The sequence below is a fragment of the Alistipes putredinis DSM 17216 genome (genome assembly GCF_000154465.1).
In the GTDB taxonomy this organism is placed as follows: Bacteria; Bacteroidota; Bacteroidia; order Bacteroidales; family Rikenellaceae; genus Alistipes; species Alistipes putredinis.
On the sequence record NZ_DS499577.1, the window covers coordinates 859,180 to 875,111 of the forward strand.

Here is a 15,932-nt window from a genome sequence, read left to right on the forward strand (position 1 = left end):
TCGGCGACTGTTAAGGAGTTTGCGCTTATTGCCGCCGGTGCACGGATAAAATGAAAAAACCGTCTATCTTGTTGATACACGGTTTTCAATTTTTCAGGTAGCTCCGTTTGCAGAACTTGGTGGGAGCTGAGGGATTCGAACCCCCGACCCTCTGCTTGTAAGGCAGACGCTCTGAACCAGCTGAGCTAAGCTCCCGAAAGGCAAGAAGCCTTCTTAAGCGCCTGAACAAGGACTTGAACCTAGGACCCCATGATTAACAGTCATGTGCTCTAACCAACTGAGCTATTCAGGCTTTTTCGAAAACCCGGGTTTACCCCTGTTTTCGGAGTGCAAATATATAGCATTTTTTTATTCCTGCAAAATTTGTCCCGTTTTTTTTGCAAAAACCTCGTATCTTTACGAAGAATTAATCGTATTACGAGATGTTTCGAAAAACCTACCAACTGACTTTTGTGCTGATTTTGAACGCTTTGTCGTGCCTGGCCCAATCCGGGCTGGTATTCGACCGGCCCGCGTGGGATTTCGGCACCATCCGCGAAACCGACGGCCCGGTTACGCATCGTTTCGTCTGCCGCAACGAAGGGGAACACCCCGAAGTGATCCTCCAGGTCACTACGACCTGCGGTTGCACCACACCCCGATATACGCGTAAACCGATTCTCCCGGGCGAGGAGGCTGAAATCACGGTAACTTACGATCCTGCCAACCGCCCCGGCAACTTTTCGCGGAAATTGGCCGTCTTTACGGCCGACCGCCGCATCGCCGCCAAACTGCGCATTACGGGTTCCGTCATCGGTCGTCCGAAGACCCCCGAAGAGCTCTATCCCATCGACTGCGGCGACGGACTGCGACTCGAAGACAATTTTCACGCTTTCACCTATATTTATAACGGCCGAACTTCGGTCGCTACCATCGGATATGCCAACCTTTCGGACAAACCCCTGACTTTGGAGCTGCGTCCCGAAGAGGCGAGCGGACTTCTTCAGGCGGACTATCCCCGCCGGATCGCTCCGAACGAACGAGGAGTCCTTACCTTCAGCTACGACCTGCCGGCGGACAATCCCCGTTACGGCACGTTGAAAGAGTTGCTCACGGTTTGTATCGACGGTCGTCCTACACGGACCGACATCTTTCTGCACGGCTTTGCCGTGGACGATCCCCGCCGGGTGGAACAAGAAAACGCCCCAAAGTGGCAAGTGAACAAAAATATTATTAATTTTGGCCCCGTGAAACGGACAGGAGCTCCGGCAGAGCGATCTCTGACACTTGGTAATTACGGCAAATCGACCCTGATAATCCGGGCCGTAGAAACTCCGAAAGGTGTCGGATGTTCGCTTCGCGGCGGAGAGCGGATCGAACCCGGCCAGGCGTGCGAAATCGTGGTGACATTCGATGCGTCGCGGCGGGATTACGGTCTTTGGTCGGAGCGATTGATACTTATCGCCAACGACCCCGCGCGTCCGATGCAGAGCATCCGCCTGATGGCCGCTGTCGAAGAGTAAGGTACGAAGAGACCCGGCCGAAACAGGAGGCCGGACGGAAAAAGACGGGAACTCCGACATTTTCCGGCAGACAGGCGCGGTACCGACCTGTACGGACGGAGCCGAGCGGAGAGAACGGAAACAAATAGAACCTTTTATAAAAAAGTAATGTACACAATCCTTGAAAAAAGAGTGCTCGCGGAGAACATTTATTTGATGCGCATTCATGCGCCCCGCGTAGCACGAGCGGCAAAACCCGGACAGTTCATCATCGTTCGCATCGACGAATTCGGCGAACGAGTACCCCTGACCATCTCCGATTACGACGCCGAGCAAGGCTCGGTAACGATCGTCACGCAGGCTATCGGAGCCTCGACCCGCAAGCTCTGCGCCCTGGAGCAGGGCGATGCGCTGGCCGATTTCGTCGGTCCGCTGGGGCACCCCTCGGAGTTCATTCACGAAGATCTCGACACCCTGCGCAAGAAACGCTTCCTGTTTGTAGCGGGCGGCGTGGGTACGGCTCCGGTCTATCCGCAGGTAAAATGGCTTCACGAACACGGGGTGAAAGCGGATGTCATCATCGGTGCCAAGACCAAGTCGATGCTGATCTATACCGAGGAGATGGCCCGTGTAGCGGACAATCTCTACATCGCTACCGACGACGGCAGCGAAGGCTTCAAAGGTATGGTAACGGCCCTGATCAAAGACCTGATCGACAACCGGGGCAAGCAGTACGACGTCTGCGTGGCCATCGGTCCGATGATTATGATGAAGTTCGTGACGCTCACGACCAAGGAGTACTCCCTGCCGACGGTCGTATCGCTCAATACGCTGATGGTCGATGGTACGGGCATGTGCGGCGCCTGCCGCGTCACGGTGGGCGGCAAGACCGTCTTCACCTGTGTCGATGGCCCCGAATTCGACGGGTTCCAGGTCGATTTCGACGAAGCGATGCGCCGTCAGGGTATGTACCGCACGCAGGAAGAGCGTGCCCGCGCCATCGAGCAGGAGCGCGAGAACGGTCACAAATGCCGTGTCGGGCTCGACAAATAACTACCGATCCACACACAACCGGACGTTTCCGGCAGACGAGTATGGAGCGATGCTCTGCGTCCGAATGCCGAAGGCGTCCACAGAACAATGAAAGCAAACAACTATGGCAAATAAAATTCCGCGCGTTCCCGTGCGCGAACAAGATCCGAAAGTCCGGGCCACCAACTTCGAGGAGGTGTGCTACGGTTATAATGTCGAGGAAGCCACGCTCGAAGCGTCCCGCTGCCTGAATTGCAAGAATCCCCGCTGCGTGGCGGCGTGTCCGGTGAATATCCGTATTCCGGATTTCATCCATCAGGTCGTGGAGGGTAATTTCGCTGCGGCTGCCGCCGTTATCTCCGAGGACAGCTCGCTGCCGAGCGTTTGCGGCCGCGTCTGCCCGCAGGAGAGCCAGTGCGAAGGCTCCTGCGTTTTGGGAGTCAAGGGCGAGCCGGTGGCTATCGGCAAGCTGGAGCGCTTCGTCGGCGACTGGAAAATCGAGAATGCCGACAAGATGCCCGCTCCCGACATCAAGCGCAACGGACACAAGGTAGCGGTCATCGGCAGCGGTCCTTCGGGACTGGCCTGCGCGAGCGACCTGGCCCGCATGGGGTATGAAGTGAAGATTTTCGAAGCGCTGCACAAGGTCGGCGGCGTATTGGTGTACGGTATTCCCGAATTCCGTCTTCCCAAGGAGAAGATCGTAGCCAGGGAGGTCGAGGCCGTGAAGAAGCTGGGTGTAGAGATCGAAACCGACGTGATCGTCGGCCGCACCGTGACCATCGACGAACTGATGAACGAAGAGGGTTACGAGGCCGTCTTCATCGGTTCGGGTGCCGGCCTGCCCCGTTTCATGGGCATCCCGGGCGAAAACCTGAACGGCGTGGTTTCGGCCAACGAGTTCCTCACGCGTACCAACCTGATGAAGGCTTACGATACGCATTACGATACACCGATCTATGTCGGTCAGCGCGTAGTGGTGGTCGGCGGCGGTAACGTGGCGATGGATGCCGTACGTACGGCTAAGCGCCTGGGGGCCGAAGCGACCATCGTATATCGCCGCAGCGAGAAGGAGCTGCCCGCCCGCGTGGAGGAGGTCCACCACGCCAAGGAGGAGGGGATCGAATTCCGCATGCTGACCAATCCGACTTCGATCATCGGCGACGAGAAGGGCTGGGTCGTAGGTATCAGTTGCGTCGAGATGGAGTTGGGCGAGCCCGACGAAAGCGGACGCCGCTCTCCGATCGAAAAGGCCGGTTCGGATTTCGAAATTCCGTGCGACGTGGTGATTATGGCGCTCGGCACTTCGCCGAACCCGCTGCTCAAGATGACCACCGAAGGGTTGGAAACCAACCGCAAGGGGTGTCTGGTGGCCGATGAAAAGGGTGCGACTACCCGTGAAGGGATCTTCGCCGGCGGCGATGCCGTAACCGGAGCCGCGACGGTCATCCTGGCCATGGGCGCCGGCCGTAAAGCCGCCAAGTCCATCGACGAATACATCCGTCAAAAAAAGCATTAAACGCTTGCAAGATATGAGGAAATTTTGTTTCGCCGCATTCGCTGCTGTGCTCATCGGGACGACGGCTTGTACACCCAAAGCTCCGGAGCAATTCACGGGTAAGATCGTCGATGGAACGATGAATACCGTCACGGTAGAGTCCCCGGCCGACGGAAGAAGGGTGACTTTCACCACGGAGGATGCCGATATGCAGGAGGCTTACGGCCTGCTGCTGGGCAATACGGCGACCGTTACCTACCGGGGGAAGCTCGGCGAGACGACTCCGGCTTTGAAGGTGGTGACCGATCCCGCCTATGTTACGGCCATCGGCCGCTGGGTGGAGCCCAATCCGATCGACCCCGAGCAGGAACAAGGCATTGAAATTCGAGTAAACGGCGTCGCCGCTTCGATCAATATGCTGACTCTGCGCTACGAAGCTTGGGAATTGGCGCCCGAAGGAGATCGAATTATCTTGAGCGGCGTATCGGAAGGAAGCGGCGGGCCGTATCCTTTCGAGCAAACGGCTGAAATTATCGAGATGGACGGCAAGCCGGCCCTCAAGATCGATGCGGTCGTTCTGACCAAAAAAGATCTGATCTAAATTGGATGCCGTTTCATATACGGCTTGGTTCGATAAAAAAACTCACGCTTGAAAAGCGTGAGTTTTTTTATCGGGTGCCGGAAATCGGGATTCGGAACCAAACAACGGAACTTCGTCGGGAAGGAGTGCGGAAACAGGTAAAAAATGGGAGCAAAGGGAATCGACGAAACGATAAGCCGAAATTACTCCGTTTTACCGACCAACCGCTCGACCCGGTCGAGGATCATCTGCGGTTCTATGCTCCAGATACAGCGGTAATCGCCATATTTACAGGGTTTCTTTCCATATACGGAGCAAGGTCGGCAAGCGAAATCGGTCTGCAAGACACCTTCCTGTCCGAACCCGTAACCCAGAAAGCCGAGCCCGGGATGGGTCGCTCCCCACACCGACACGGTGGGCGTAGCCATGAGCGAAGCCAGATGCATCACCAGCGAATCCATCGACACCACGCAATCCAGGTTGGAAATGAGGTTCATCTCATCCCCCAGCTTTATCTTGCCATACAATGCCGTGACGTTCGGATAGAGCGCCTCCATGCGGCGGGCGAATTCGGCTTCCTCTCCGCCGCCGCTGTGGACGAAAACCCGGTCGAAACGCCCGCTCAACAGACGGACGGCTTCGGCGCTCAACTTTTCGGGATAAGTCTTGCCCGGCTGGGCGGAGAACGGCGCGAAACCGATCCATATACCCTGTTTTTCTCCCATGGGATTGGGTCGGGGGCGTTTCTCGGCCGGCCGGGGATCGGGAAAGTCGAATCCCAAGCGACGGAAGACGTCGCAATAACGGATGACGGTGTGTTTCAAAGGTTTCACACCTTCCGAACCGCGTCCCAGCCGCATGTATTTTTCGATCCGCCCCTTGTGAATTACCGAAACGGGAATCCCCCGCAGGTGGAGTGCCGCACGCACCATCTTCGAACGCAGTACATTGTGCATGTCGGCCACCGCGTCGATCTTCAACTCGGCCGCTTCGCGGGCGAACCGAATGGCGCCCCGGATACCCCGGTGCGTGCGGCGGGTTTCGATATCCAAAAAATCGACATCCACCCCTTCGAAAAAGGGATGGAACAGCGATTTGGTCGCAACGGTCACCTTCACCTCGGGATACGCCTCCTTCAGGGCGCGGAGCGCATGGGGCAACATCGCCACATCGCCCATCGCCGAAGTACGGATCACGAGCAGGTGCCGGGGCAGCTTTTTATTTTTTCGCGGCATAAAGCACGGGATTGAGCGCCGGATCGTTATACATCTTCATCTGTTTGTAGGTCTTCATGTATTTACGTCCGGCTTCAATATCCTCGATCAACTCCTCGATCGCAGTCGAAAGATCAACCTGCTGCGACAGCAGCACATCGAGTTTTTGCTGGCAGGCAGCGCGATGCGCCTCGTCCACATCCTTGCGGAGCACCTCCTGACGCATGTGGTAAATCTTCAGGGCCAGGATCGAGAGGCGGTCGATGGCCCAGGCCGGGGTTTCGGTATTGATACGCGCCCCCGGCTGCACGTCTATATTCTTATACTTATCGAGCAGGTAGGAGTCGATGTACTCCACCATGTCGGTGCGAACCTGGTTCGACTTGTCGATGCGGCGTTTGATCTTCAGCGCCTCGACCGGATCGATCCGGGGATCACGGATAATGTCTTCCAGGTGCCACTGCACCGTATCCACCCAGTTCTTCATATAGAGCAGGTGGTCGATCGTTCCCTCCGCATAGGGATTCGAAAGCTGATGATCCACGTCGTCGTAACGATGGTAATCGTCGATCGCCTGGGCGAATATTTTATTCGCATTTTGAGTAAACATAGTCTATCCTTTTTATTTTGTAATTATCCGAGGAAACGATTATCTTTGCAGAAGATAGGATATATCCAAAGCCGGTTCGAACAAGTTCGGCTTGCCGATCGGCTTTCACTGTCTTTGCATACAAAGATCAAACAAAGGTAATGAATTTTTATCACAAAGCAATATCCCTGGCGGGTTTTGTATTACTGACCGTCCTCCCTGCGCAGGCTCAAGTGCGGCAAACGCGGGAAGAATACATAAACAAGTACAAAAAAATAGCCGTCGCCCACATGGAACGCTACGGGATTCCCGCCAGCATTACCATGGCCCAGGGCATCCTGGAATCCGATTGCGGCAACAGTTGGCTGTCACAGGCTTCGAACAACCATTTCGGAATCAAGTGCAAGCGTAACTGGACGGGCGACGTGGTCTATTACGACGACGATGAAAAGGGCGAATGTTTCCGCAGCTATCCTTCGGTCGAGGCGTCCTATCAGGATCATGCCGAATTTCTCGACAGCCAGCCGCGCTACGACTCGCTCTTTTCCTATGCTCCCAACGATTATAAAAGCTGGGCCCGGGGGCTGAAGGCCGCCGGTTACGCTACGGCTCCGGACTATGCGCAGCGACTCATCCGCATCATCGAAGAGAGTAAACTCTACCTGCTCGACCGCGAGGACGGACTTACCATTTACGGAGCGCAAACCGGACACCTCACCGACGACTGGTTCTCGGGCCAAAGCAACGTCGATCAAGCCGCAGCGATCGCTTCGGGGGCAGTCGATCCCGACGACTACCGCGTGACGGTCAATGCCCATAAGGGTTACAACGTCTATCGTACCAACGGCGTGAACTACATCCTGGCTCACGACGGAGATACCTTCGAGAAAATTTCCCGCGACTTCCGCATTTCGGCCCGCAACCTGCGTAAATTCAACGATGTAAGCAAAAATGCCCAGCCCGTTGCCAACGAAGTGATCTACATCGGCCGCAAGAAGAAGCGCTGGGACGGCAACGTTCTGCTGCACACCGTGCGCGAGGGCGAAACCCTCTGGTCGCTCGGACAGTCCTACGGCATCCGCACCAAATCGCTGGCACGTCTGAACAAACTCAAGGAAGGCGATGCGCTGACTCCCGGTACAACGATCAAGATACGATAATCAATCCTTCGATATAGCATGGAAAGCATACCCCTGCGAAAGAAAATCCTCGAAACCATCGTAAGCAAATCGACGCTCAAACAGAAGGTTTTCGACAACACGTTCGCCACATTCAACGACCTGAAAGAAACCCTGCTGGAGATGGCTTCCGAAATGGACGACCAGTTGGACGGACTCCTCGACCGGCGCGTGCGGCTCGAATACCGTGACCGGGGCAAGTTCGAAGCCCAGATACAGGTGGCCAACGACCTGCTGATCTTCCAGATGCACACCGACGTCTTCGAGTTCGAGCCGAACCACGTCATCTGGCAGAATCCCTACGTGCAGACGGACCGGGACAACTCCTACTGCGGCGTGATCAACATCTACAACTTCCTTTCGGACTCGTTCAAGTTCAACCGCAATGCCGACGAAGGCTATCTCATCGGCCGCATTTTCATCAACCGTGAAAAGTGCTACTTCGTCGAAGGGAAACAGCAGACCTCGATGCGCCCCATGCAGTTTGGCAAAGCGGAGATCGATTCCGAGGCGCTGGTCCGCATTCTCGAATCGGCGATCTATTATGCCCTCAATTTCGACCTGCTGCTGCCCTCCTACGACGACAACAAGCGCGTGACGGTCGATCAGTTCAATACCAAACTCGATAATTCGAAATTCGTAACCGGCAAGCGCCTGGGATACGATTTCGATGTGGACGACATTTAGAATCAGAAACAGATATAGAGAACCATGCTGAAAAAATTACTCCTGCTGATCCTTCTCGGCACTGCTTTCACCGCACAAGCGGAAGCCGCCGCTCCCTCCACTTACCGCGACATCGCCCGGCTCCGTGCGATGAACCAGCGGGCGCAGGGCATCCGTCCCGCAGCCGACGGAAAATCCTATACGACTCTTCGCGGCAACGCCATCGAGCGTCACAGCTACACGAAGGACGCTCCCGGCGAGCTGCTGTTCGAATGGAAGAACGACAAAGAAAACCGCGATATCGCCGACTATCAGTTTTCACCCGACGGAAAACTGCTGCTGCTCTCGATCGGCTCCGAACCGATCTACCGGCACTCCTATACCACCGATTACTACCTGAAAGACGCCGACGGCCTGCGCCCCATTCTGACCGATCTGTCCGACACGCGCGACGCTTCGTTCTCGCCCGACGGACGGACGATCGCCTTCTCGAGCGGCAACAACCTCTACCTCTACGACATCGTCGGGGATTCCGTGCGTCCGATCACGACAGACGGTGCATGGAACCGGATTATCAACGGTACGACCGACTGGGTATATGAAGAGGAGTGCGCCTTCACGAAGGCTTACGCTTTTTCGCCCGACGGACAGAAGATCGCCTACCTGCGTTTCGACGAATCCCGCGTACCCGTTTTCGAGATGATGCGTTACGACGGCAAGCTCTATAACGAAGCCTATTCGTTCAAATACCCCAAAGCGGGCGACGCCAATTCGGTGGTCGATCTCTACGTTTACGACCTTAAAACGGGCGAAACGGAGCGTGTCGATGTCGGTCCCGACCGGGGACAGTACATCCTTCAACCGGAATGGACGCCCGACGGACGGCTCTGTTTCCAGCGGATGAACCGTCGTCAGAACCATTTCGAAGCGGTACTGTGCAATCCGGATGGCACGCAGCAGGTGATCTATGACGAACGCTCGCCCAAATACGTCGATCACCTCAACAAGACTTTTTATTTCCTGGAAGACGGACGCCGTTTCATCGTTCGGGAGGAGACCTCGACGGGTTATATGCACCTCTACCTGTACGGCATCGGCCAAGGTGTGCTTCACCCCATTACGCAGGGTGAGTGGGAAGTTACCGATTTCGTCGGACTGCGCAGCGACAAGGTTTACTACATCTCGACCGAAAGTTCGCCCCTGAAACGCGACCTCTACCGAATCGGACTCGACGGCAAGCACAAGGAGCGCCTCACTCCCGGCGACGGTTACTATTCGATCTATCCCAGCGCCGACCTGTCCTACTACATCTGCGAAGGCGGCGGCAGCTCCGCCCCCGGCCGTACCGACGTTTTCAACGCCGCCGGCAAACGGGTGCGCACGCTCTATGACAACGCACCGCTGAAGGAAGCGCTCGCGGAGGCGGGGCTTCCCGTCCGGGAGTTCTTCACCTTCACCACCGAGCGGGGCGACGAGCTGAACGGTTACATGCTCAAGCCGCTCGACTTCGACCCGGCAAAATGCTACCCCGTGCTGCTGACCCAGTATTCCGGTCCGGGATCGCAGCAGGTTGCCGAAGTGTGGGGTCCCGACTGGGAGGACGCGCTCGTCACGCATGGCTATATCGTCGTGTGCGTCGATCCCCGAGGCACCGGATACCGGGGCGAAGAGTTCAAGAAACTCACTTACGGCGACCTCGGCCGGCTGGAGGTCGAAGACCAGATTTCGACCGCCCGCTACATGGCCCGTCAGAGCTGGGTCGATCCAGCGCGAATCGGCATCTACGGCTGGTCGTACGGAGGTTTCATGGCCCTAGGATGCGCTTTCAGGGGCGAAGGCCTTTTCAAAATGGCGATCGCCGTAGCTCCCGTCACTTCGTGGCGCTACTACGATTCGATCTATACGGAAAATTTCAACGGTCTTCCCGAAGACCATCCGAAGGGATACGACGACAATTCGCCCGTCAATCTCGCGCACCTGTTCCGCGACGACAGCACGCGTCTGCTGATCGTTCATGGTACGGCGGACGACAACGTCCATTTCCAGAACACGATGGAGATGGTCCGTGCATTGAACAAGCTCGGGAAGCAGTACGACATGATGGTCTATCCCGACCAGAACCATTCGATGATGCCCGACGATATGATACACGTCCGCGAGAAAATGCTCCGTTATACGTTGGAAAATTTGTAACCGGCAAAATACCGTGAAAAATCTGCTGCTGCATCCCACACCGATCGGAACGGTCGGAATCGTCGAGAACGGCCGGGCCATCACCGACATTCTCTTCGAAGAACAACTCCCCGGGGATGCCGTCCAACATACGACCCCCTTGCTCGAACAGGCAGCGAAACAGTTGGACGAATATTTCACCGGAAAGCGCACCTCCTTCGATCTGCCGCTCGAACCGGAGGGAACCCCTTATCGGAAGAAAGTTTGGCAGGTCCTCACGGAAATTCCTTATGGACAAACCATGACTTACGGCGAAATCGCCCGTCGGACAGGTAATCCGCAGGCTTCGCGGGCCGTAGGCGGTGCCAACCATCACAATCCGATTCCGATCGTCATTCCCTGCCATCGGGTCATCGGTGCGGGCGGCAAGCTGACCGGTTACGCCGGCGGTCTGCCGCGCAAAGAGTTCCTGCTCGCCCTCGAAAGGAACAGGCTGCCGAAATAAAAAACGAAGGCCGGAGTGAAAACTCCGGCCTTTTTCGCAGGCTCTGCTCCGCATCACGCAGGCTTGAACATATCTTTGCCTACGCCGCAAAGCGGGCAGCTCCAATCGTCGGGCAGATCTTCGAAAGCGGTGCCGGGAGCGATGCCGCTGTCCGGATCACCGACCGCAGGGTCATAGATGTAGTCACAAACTGTGCAACGATACTTTTTCATAGTCCGAAAATATTTAGATTAAGTGAAACTGTATTTTTACAAATATAATACCTCTTCCGGGATTCCTCGTGTTTTTCCCCGAAAATTTACGATAATTCTGTATATACCGGATAAAATCGCTCCGTAGGCATCGAAGCCGGGTACTACGCCGCAGCTGTCGGGCCGAACAATCCTCCGCAGGAGGCAAGACAGCTCCGAAAGGAAGACGACAAAAAACGCCGCCGCAATCTATGTGCGACGGCGTAATATTCGTTCTTTCCACCCGGGCAGAAGAAGCCCGGTTCGAACGGAAGTCTTTATTTGATGCGCTCGTAATATTCGCGGGTACGCGTATCGACGCGGATCTTGTCGCCGGTATTGATGAACAGGGGAACCTTGATCGTCGCACCCGTATTCACCGTTGCGGGTTTGAGCGAGTTGGTCGAGGCGGTATCGCCTTTGATGCCCGGTTCGGTATAGGTCACTTCCATATCGACGATCGGGGGCAGCTCGGCGGAAAGAACGCTCTCCTTCTCGGTGTGGAACATCACCTCGACGATCTGACCGTCGGCCATCAGGTCGTAATTGTCGATCAGGTTCTTGTCGATGTTGATCTCCTCGAAAGTTTCCGTATGCATGAAGTGCGCACCCAGATCGTCTTCGTAGGTGAACTGATAGGGACGGCGCTCCACACGCACCGGCTCGATCTTCGCACCGGCGGAGAAGGTATTCTCCAGCACGCGGCCGTTTTCCAGGTTTTTGAGTTTGGTACGCACGAAAGCGGGGCCCTTGCCCGGTTTCACGTGCTGAAAATCTACGATCTGGAAGGTCTTGCCGTCCAATTCGATGCACATGCCGATCTTGATGTCTGCTGTAGTTGCCATAGGAATATTTTTATTTACGATTTTTCGCGGAGGCAAAGTTACGAAAAATCTGCGTAAATCGGGCAACGTCGGCTTATTTTTCCGAATCCGAATCGTTTCGTCCCGCCGATCGTCCCTCGCCGGTCCATCGGTAGCGCGGTCCGGAAATACCTAAAAGAGCCGTGACCCGCTCGGCCACCGACCGGCACAACTCCTCTACGGACGAGGGGCGGGCGTAAAATCCGGGGGAAGCGGGCAACACGACGGCGCCGGCTTCGGTAAGAGCGGTCATGTTGCGCAGGTGAATCAGCGAGAGGGGCGTTTCTCGCACGACCAGCACCAGGCGGCGGCGCTCCTTGAGCATCACGTCCGCAGCCCGTTCGATCAAGCTTTGCGAAACGCCGCAGGCGATGCGTCCCAGGGTTCCGACCGAACAAGGAACGACCGCCATCGCGTCGTAATCGGCCGAACCGCTGGCCGGAGGAGCGAACAAATCGTCGTTGTCGAAAATGCGGATGCGAGGATCTTCTGGCATAGTAACTCCTTCGAAATCAGCCACTTCACTGGCATGAGTGCTGTAAACGAGCGCGATTTCGGAAACCTCTTCGGCCCGGAGCAGTTGCTCGAGGCAAAGGCGGGCATACAGAGCGCCGCTGGCGGCTGTGACGGCGACGACGATTTTCATAGAGTTACAATTCGATGGTTTTGCATTTGAGCCCCAACTTCCGGATCTTGTCCAACGTGCGGGGCAAGGCATAACGCATGTTCCGGAACGATTTTTCGCTGTCGTGGAAAACCACGATAGCTCCCGGTTCGAGGTGTTTGGTTACGTTCTTCAGGCATTTGCGGGGCGAGAGCGACCGGCTGTAATCGCGCGAAAGCACGTCCCACATCACCAGCTTGTAGCGCTGCGACAACGCCCGGGCCTGCGCCGGCGTGATCCGGGCGTAGGGTGGTCGGAACAGTTCGCTGTGAATCAAATCGTTGGCGAAATCGACATCCTCGATGTAGCGTTCCAGGCTCATCCCCCAGCCTTTCTGGTGGGAGTAGGTATGGTTACCGACCTTGTGGCCCGCGTCCACGATGCGGCGGAAAAGATCGGGATAAGCCTCCACGTTTTTGCCCAGAACGAAAAACGTCGCCTTGGCGTCGTACTTCTCCAGCATCGCCAGAATCCACTCCGTGATGCCCGGTGTGGGGCCGTCGTCGAAGGTCAGGAAAACCCCCTCCGGGTCGTCGATCTCCCAGATCAGCGACGGGAACAGGTGACGGATTATTTTGGGCGGCTTGAGTTTCATGACGAGAAAAAATACTCCGGCGGAGTACGGCATCGACAAAGATAGTACAAAATCGCCGATTTTCAACAGACGATCTTCCGGTGCGTTCGCTTTATAGGCAAAATGAAAAATATGAATTCCTCCTTTGCGGAATATGCCGCTGATTCTCGAAACCCCCGACGAATTGCGTTGGGCGGAGGAGATCGCGGAATTAAAACGGTTTTGGGAAGAATAGTCGAACGGTTGCGATTCGCTTCCCGTCGAAACGGCTGTTTCGGCGGGAACTTTCGTGCGAAAATATTTGCAGGATTTGATCGAGTTATCTATCTTTGAGAAAAATACGCTACTGTAGTTTGTCTGCAAAAACGTTATGCCTATGAAGAAATCGTACTTTTTGTTGCTTGCAGTCCTGTTGTGGGGTTGCTCGACGTTCGAAGAGGAGGTTCTTCCGGCCCCGGGGGATTCTCCGCGTCAGTTGTCGGTTTCGGCGGTGGAAGAGCCTGGTCCCGATCCGGGTTCGTTGGAGATCATGCAGCGTGCGGTGGACAGCGTTGCTGCCCATAGCGGGCAGCGCAGCCGTTCTGCCTCGGTATCGGGTGCTCAGATCGAACCTACCCACCGTTACGTACGTTTCTCTCCGGCCACGAAAGCGCAGTTCGACGCTTTGTTCGATCAGGATGAATTTACCTGTTATAACTTTCCGTTGGATGAGGTTTCTCCGGTAAGTGCGGATGAGGGCTTCCGGATGTCCGGACCTTCGGATACTCCGGAACAGCTCTACGCGGTACTTCGTACGACGGTCGTCTTGCCCGATACGATTGCGAGCGAGGTTTTGAAAGAGTTGTACGACCCGTCGGTTACGGAGCGGGGCGTTGCGGATCCAGTGTGGGCGGATCGGGTCTGGGCCGAGGCTCGTGCTTTGATCGACGACGGGCGCCATCCGGGGAAAATAATTCCTTACATTCCTTCCGGAGAGATTAAGGTTTGGGACAATATTGCCGGAGATTACATTCCGATCGAGGGTGTTATGGTTACTATCATGCCTCCTGATAACTTGTTGAGGGTCTTGACAACGAGGACAGATAAGGATGGTAAATTCAGAATGTCGGGGTCAGTTCAGGAGCCAGTTAATTATGCGCTTTCGTGGAATACGGTGTATTGGACGATCAAGAGCAGCGCCGTGAGTTCGGCGAACTTGCGGGGTCCCAGCGTGCAGGGCGCCTGGAATGTGAAGATTTCCGGAGATGATGTTATTAGTGGTCCTGCGACGGTTTTTCGGGCCGCTACCGATACTGGCACAAGATGCCGGCATTGGGATTGACCGCACCCAATTTGGGTAGGAAAGTGAGAATTACATGCCATAATTCGGTAGGTTTCACATATTATTGGAATGGAAAAGAGTTAAGTGCTTCCGGCCTATTTCATCCTGTCGTAAATAGTGATGCTGATCCTGATATAGAAGTGGCCTGTAAGAGAAATGCCAGCTATGTTTTCGGAACTGTAGCTCATGAGATTGGGCATGCGGCCCATTATGCTTTCAATCCGAAATTTAATGGAAAGACGAATGCCTTGATTAAGGAGAGTTGGGCACAATTTACCCGCTACATTTTAACGGAAACGGAATACAAGGATTTGGGCCTATATGGTAAATTGCATAAAAGTCGATTATTTAATCCGAATCAGCATTTGGTGGCATTTCAGGTTCCGGATTATTATAATCAGCAAATGTGGTACTTGGGATTAGGGGCTGAAAGAGATGAGACTGTGCGATTGTACACTCCCATGTTTGTAGATTTATACGATACATTCAATCAAAATAAATGGTATGGATATTGGTCTCCCGGCAGAACAAAAGATGATTTGGACAGGACCCCGGATGATGATATTTGCATGCTGACTATTCGGGAAATCCAAGAGATTGCTTTTGGATCGAAAAACAAATCGGAGGCTATCGGATGGATTCGGCAGTACGCCGCCCGATACGGTTTTACTTCGGAGGAAATCGATCGGTACTGGGCGGTTTACTCTTTAATCGAGGATGAAGATTATGATCGGTATAAATAGTATGAATAATTATTGAAAAAACATTGGATTATGAAAAATTTGATATGGATATTGGCGGCGATTATGCTTGCAGGCTGTGGTGACAACGAAGAGGGTCAGGATATGGGGCTGCATGGCGATCCTCCCGGATATAGCCTTTTTATTTGGTCGAATGAGAGTGATCACCGGATAACGATGACGGTAACCGATCGATTCGAGAAGAAAGAGATCCTTCCCGGAGAAAGCCTGTTGCAGGAGGAGGTCGGTTTCGTTACCCCTCCGAGCCTTGAAGGATATATGATAGACGGTGTTTCGATTGTGTTCGACGATGGCCCGTACGGGGGTGTATTTTTCAGGACAGATAAGGTTACGGCGTTTAATCCCTGTCTTGAATGTAATTATACGGTGGAACGGTCGAATATCGATGGTTATATTGGATTTTGCAGGTGGACCTATACCTTCACCAACGCCGACTACGATGCGGCCGTGGCTCGCGGGCCGATGAAGGAGCAGTAACCATACGGGAGCGACTTGTTTGCAGGCACGAAACCCGGCCGGGGAATATTTCCCGGCCGGGTTTTTGCAGGAAACTCTGCCGAAGCCGTTTGCATTCTCGAAAAATATCCCTACATTTGTAGTAAAC

General features: G+C 54.9%; 17 protein-coding genes and 2 tRNA genes. 11 read left to right on the forward strand and 8 right to left on the reverse strand.

What is annotated here, in order from left to right; translation table 11 throughout:
- Positions 1–117: 117 nt before the first annotated feature.
- A tRNA-Val gene (locus ALIPUT_RS04065) sits at positions 118–195 on the reverse strand.
- Between the two features lie 23 nt (positions 196–218).
- Positions 219–292, reverse strand: a tRNA-Asn gene (locus tag ALIPUT_RS04070).
- Positions 293–422: 130 nt separating this feature from the next.
- On the opposite strand from ALIPUT_RS04070, the gene ALIPUT_RS04075 reads away from it, so the two are divergent.
- From ALIPUT_RS04075 to ALIPUT_RS04090, 4 genes are all read left to right on the forward strand, one after another.
- Complete coding sequence (locus tag ALIPUT_RS04075; RefSeq protein ID WP_004328455.1) at positions 423–1,502, forward strand: DUF1573 domain-containing protein; 1,080 nt, start codon at positions 423–425, stop codon at positions 1,500–1,502.
- A gap of 147 nt (positions 1,503–1,649) precedes the next feature.
- Positions 1,650–2,534 carry a sulfide/dihydroorotate dehydrogenase-like FAD/NAD-binding protein gene (locus ALIPUT_RS04080; protein ID WP_004328456.1) on the forward strand — a complete coding sequence of 295 codons (885 nt, stop codon included), beginning with the start codon at positions 1,650–1,652 and terminating at the stop codon, positions 2,532–2,534.
- Positions 2,535–2,637: 103 nt separating this feature from the next.
- Entirely contained in the window at positions 2,638–4,032 is a 1,395-nt protein-coding gene (gene gltA / locus ALIPUT_RS04085) for an NADPH-dependent glutamate synthase (RefSeq protein WP_004328457.1), read from the forward strand.
- Positions 4,033–4,045: 13 nt separating this feature from the next.
- Positions 4,046–4,612, forward strand: a complete 567-nt coding sequence (locus tag ALIPUT_RS04090; protein WP_004328458.1) for a lipocalin-like domain-containing protein — start codon at positions 4,046–4,048, stop codon at positions 4,610–4,612.
- Positions 4,613–4,794: 182 nt separating this feature from the next.
- Here ALIPUT_RS04090 and ALIPUT_RS04095 read toward each other — a convergent pair whose 3' ends face one another.
- Both ALIPUT_RS04095 and ALIPUT_RS04100 read right to left on the reverse strand, forming a co-directional pair.
- Complete coding sequence (locus ALIPUT_RS04095) at positions 4,795–5,826, reverse strand: glycosyltransferase family 9 protein (RefSeq protein WP_004328459.1); 1,032 nt, start codon at positions 5,824–5,826, stop codon at positions 4,795–4,797.
- Positions 5,810–6,415, reverse strand: a complete 606-nt coding sequence (locus ALIPUT_RS04100) for a DUF4254 domain-containing protein (RefSeq protein ID WP_004328460.1) — start codon at positions 6,413–6,415, stop codon at positions 5,810–5,812. The genes ALIPUT_RS04095 and ALIPUT_RS04100 overlap by 17 nt, the downstream gene beginning before the upstream one ends.
- 140 nt (positions 6,416–6,555) lie before the next feature.
- Here ALIPUT_RS04100 and ALIPUT_RS04105 point away from each other — a divergent pair, with 140 nt between their 5' ends.
- The 4 genes from ALIPUT_RS04105 to ALIPUT_RS04120 are packed head-to-tail and all read left to right on the forward strand — an operon-like array spanning position 6,556 to position 10,915.
- Entirely contained in the window at positions 6,556–7,554 is a 999-nt protein-coding gene (locus ALIPUT_RS04105) for a glucosaminidase domain-containing protein (RefSeq protein ID WP_004328462.1), read from the forward strand.
- A gap of 18 nt (positions 7,555–7,572) precedes the next feature.
- A complete protein-coding gene (locus tag ALIPUT_RS04110; RefSeq protein ID WP_004328463.1) occupies positions 7,573–8,259 on the forward strand; it encodes a hypothetical protein in 687 nt (228 codons plus the stop codon).
- 24 nt (positions 8,260–8,283) lie between these two features.
- Positions 8,284–10,431: a S9 family peptidase gene (locus ALIPUT_RS04115; RefSeq protein ID WP_004328464.1), complete on the forward strand. Its 2,148-nt coding sequence runs from the start codon at positions 8,284–8,286 to the stop codon at positions 10,429–10,431.
- A 13-nt stretch (positions 10,432–10,444) separates the two neighbouring features.
- The gene (locus ALIPUT_RS04120; protein WP_004328465.1) at positions 10,445–10,915 is read left to right on the forward strand and encodes a methylated-DNA--[protein]-cysteine S-methyltransferase; all 471 of its coding nucleotides are present in this window, start codon (positions 10,445–10,447) and stop codon (positions 10,913–10,915) included.
- 53 nt (positions 10,916–10,968) lie between these two features.
- Here ALIPUT_RS04120 and rd read toward each other — a convergent pair whose 3' ends face one another.
- The 4 genes from rd to ALIPUT_RS04140 form a co-directional block, all read right to left on the reverse strand.
- Complete coding sequence (gene rd / locus ALIPUT_RS04125) at positions 10,969–11,127, reverse strand: rubredoxin (protein WP_004328466.1); 159 nt, start codon at positions 11,125–11,127, stop codon at positions 10,969–10,971.
- Positions 11,128–11,423: 296 nt separating this feature from the next.
- The gene (gene efp, locus ALIPUT_RS04130) at positions 11,424–11,990 is read right to left on the reverse strand and encodes an elongation factor P (protein ID WP_004328467.1); all 567 of its coding nucleotides are present in this window, start codon (positions 11,988–11,990) and stop codon (positions 11,424–11,426) included.
- Positions 11,991–12,063: 73 nt separating this feature from the next.
- Entirely contained in the window at positions 12,064–12,654 is a 591-nt protein-coding gene (locus ALIPUT_RS04135) for a UbiX family flavin prenyltransferase (protein ID WP_004328468.1), read from the reverse strand.
- Positions 12,655–12,658: 4 nt separating this feature from the next.
- Positions 12,659–13,267: a polysaccharide deacetylase family protein gene (locus ALIPUT_RS04140; RefSeq protein WP_050751474.1), complete on the reverse strand. Its 609-nt coding sequence runs from the start codon at positions 13,265–13,267 to the stop codon at positions 12,659–12,661.
- 355 nt (positions 13,268–13,622) lie between these two features.
- Between ALIPUT_RS04140 and ALIPUT_RS04145 the strand changes: the two genes are divergently transcribed.
- The 3 genes from ALIPUT_RS04145 to ALIPUT_RS04155 are packed head-to-tail and all read left to right on the forward strand — an operon-like array spanning position 13,623 to position 15,805.
- The gene (locus tag ALIPUT_RS04145; protein ID WP_040293196.1) at positions 13,623–14,567 is read left to right on the forward strand and encodes a hypothetical protein; all 945 of its coding nucleotides are present in this window, start codon (positions 13,623–13,625) and stop codon (positions 14,565–14,567) included.
- On the forward strand, positions 14,549–15,310 hold the full coding sequence (locus ALIPUT_RS04150) for a hypothetical protein (protein WP_004328471.1): 762 nt from the start codon (positions 14,549–14,551) through the stop codon (positions 15,308–15,310). Before ALIPUT_RS04145 ends, ALIPUT_RS04150 begins: the two co-directional genes overlap by 19 nt.
- A 30-nt stretch (positions 15,311–15,340) precedes the next feature.
- Positions 15,341–15,805, forward strand: coding sequence for a hypothetical protein (locus ALIPUT_RS04155; RefSeq protein ID WP_004328472.1), 465 nt, complete (start codon positions 15,341–15,343; stop codon positions 15,803–15,805).
- Positions 15,806–15,932: the final 127 nt, after the last annotated feature.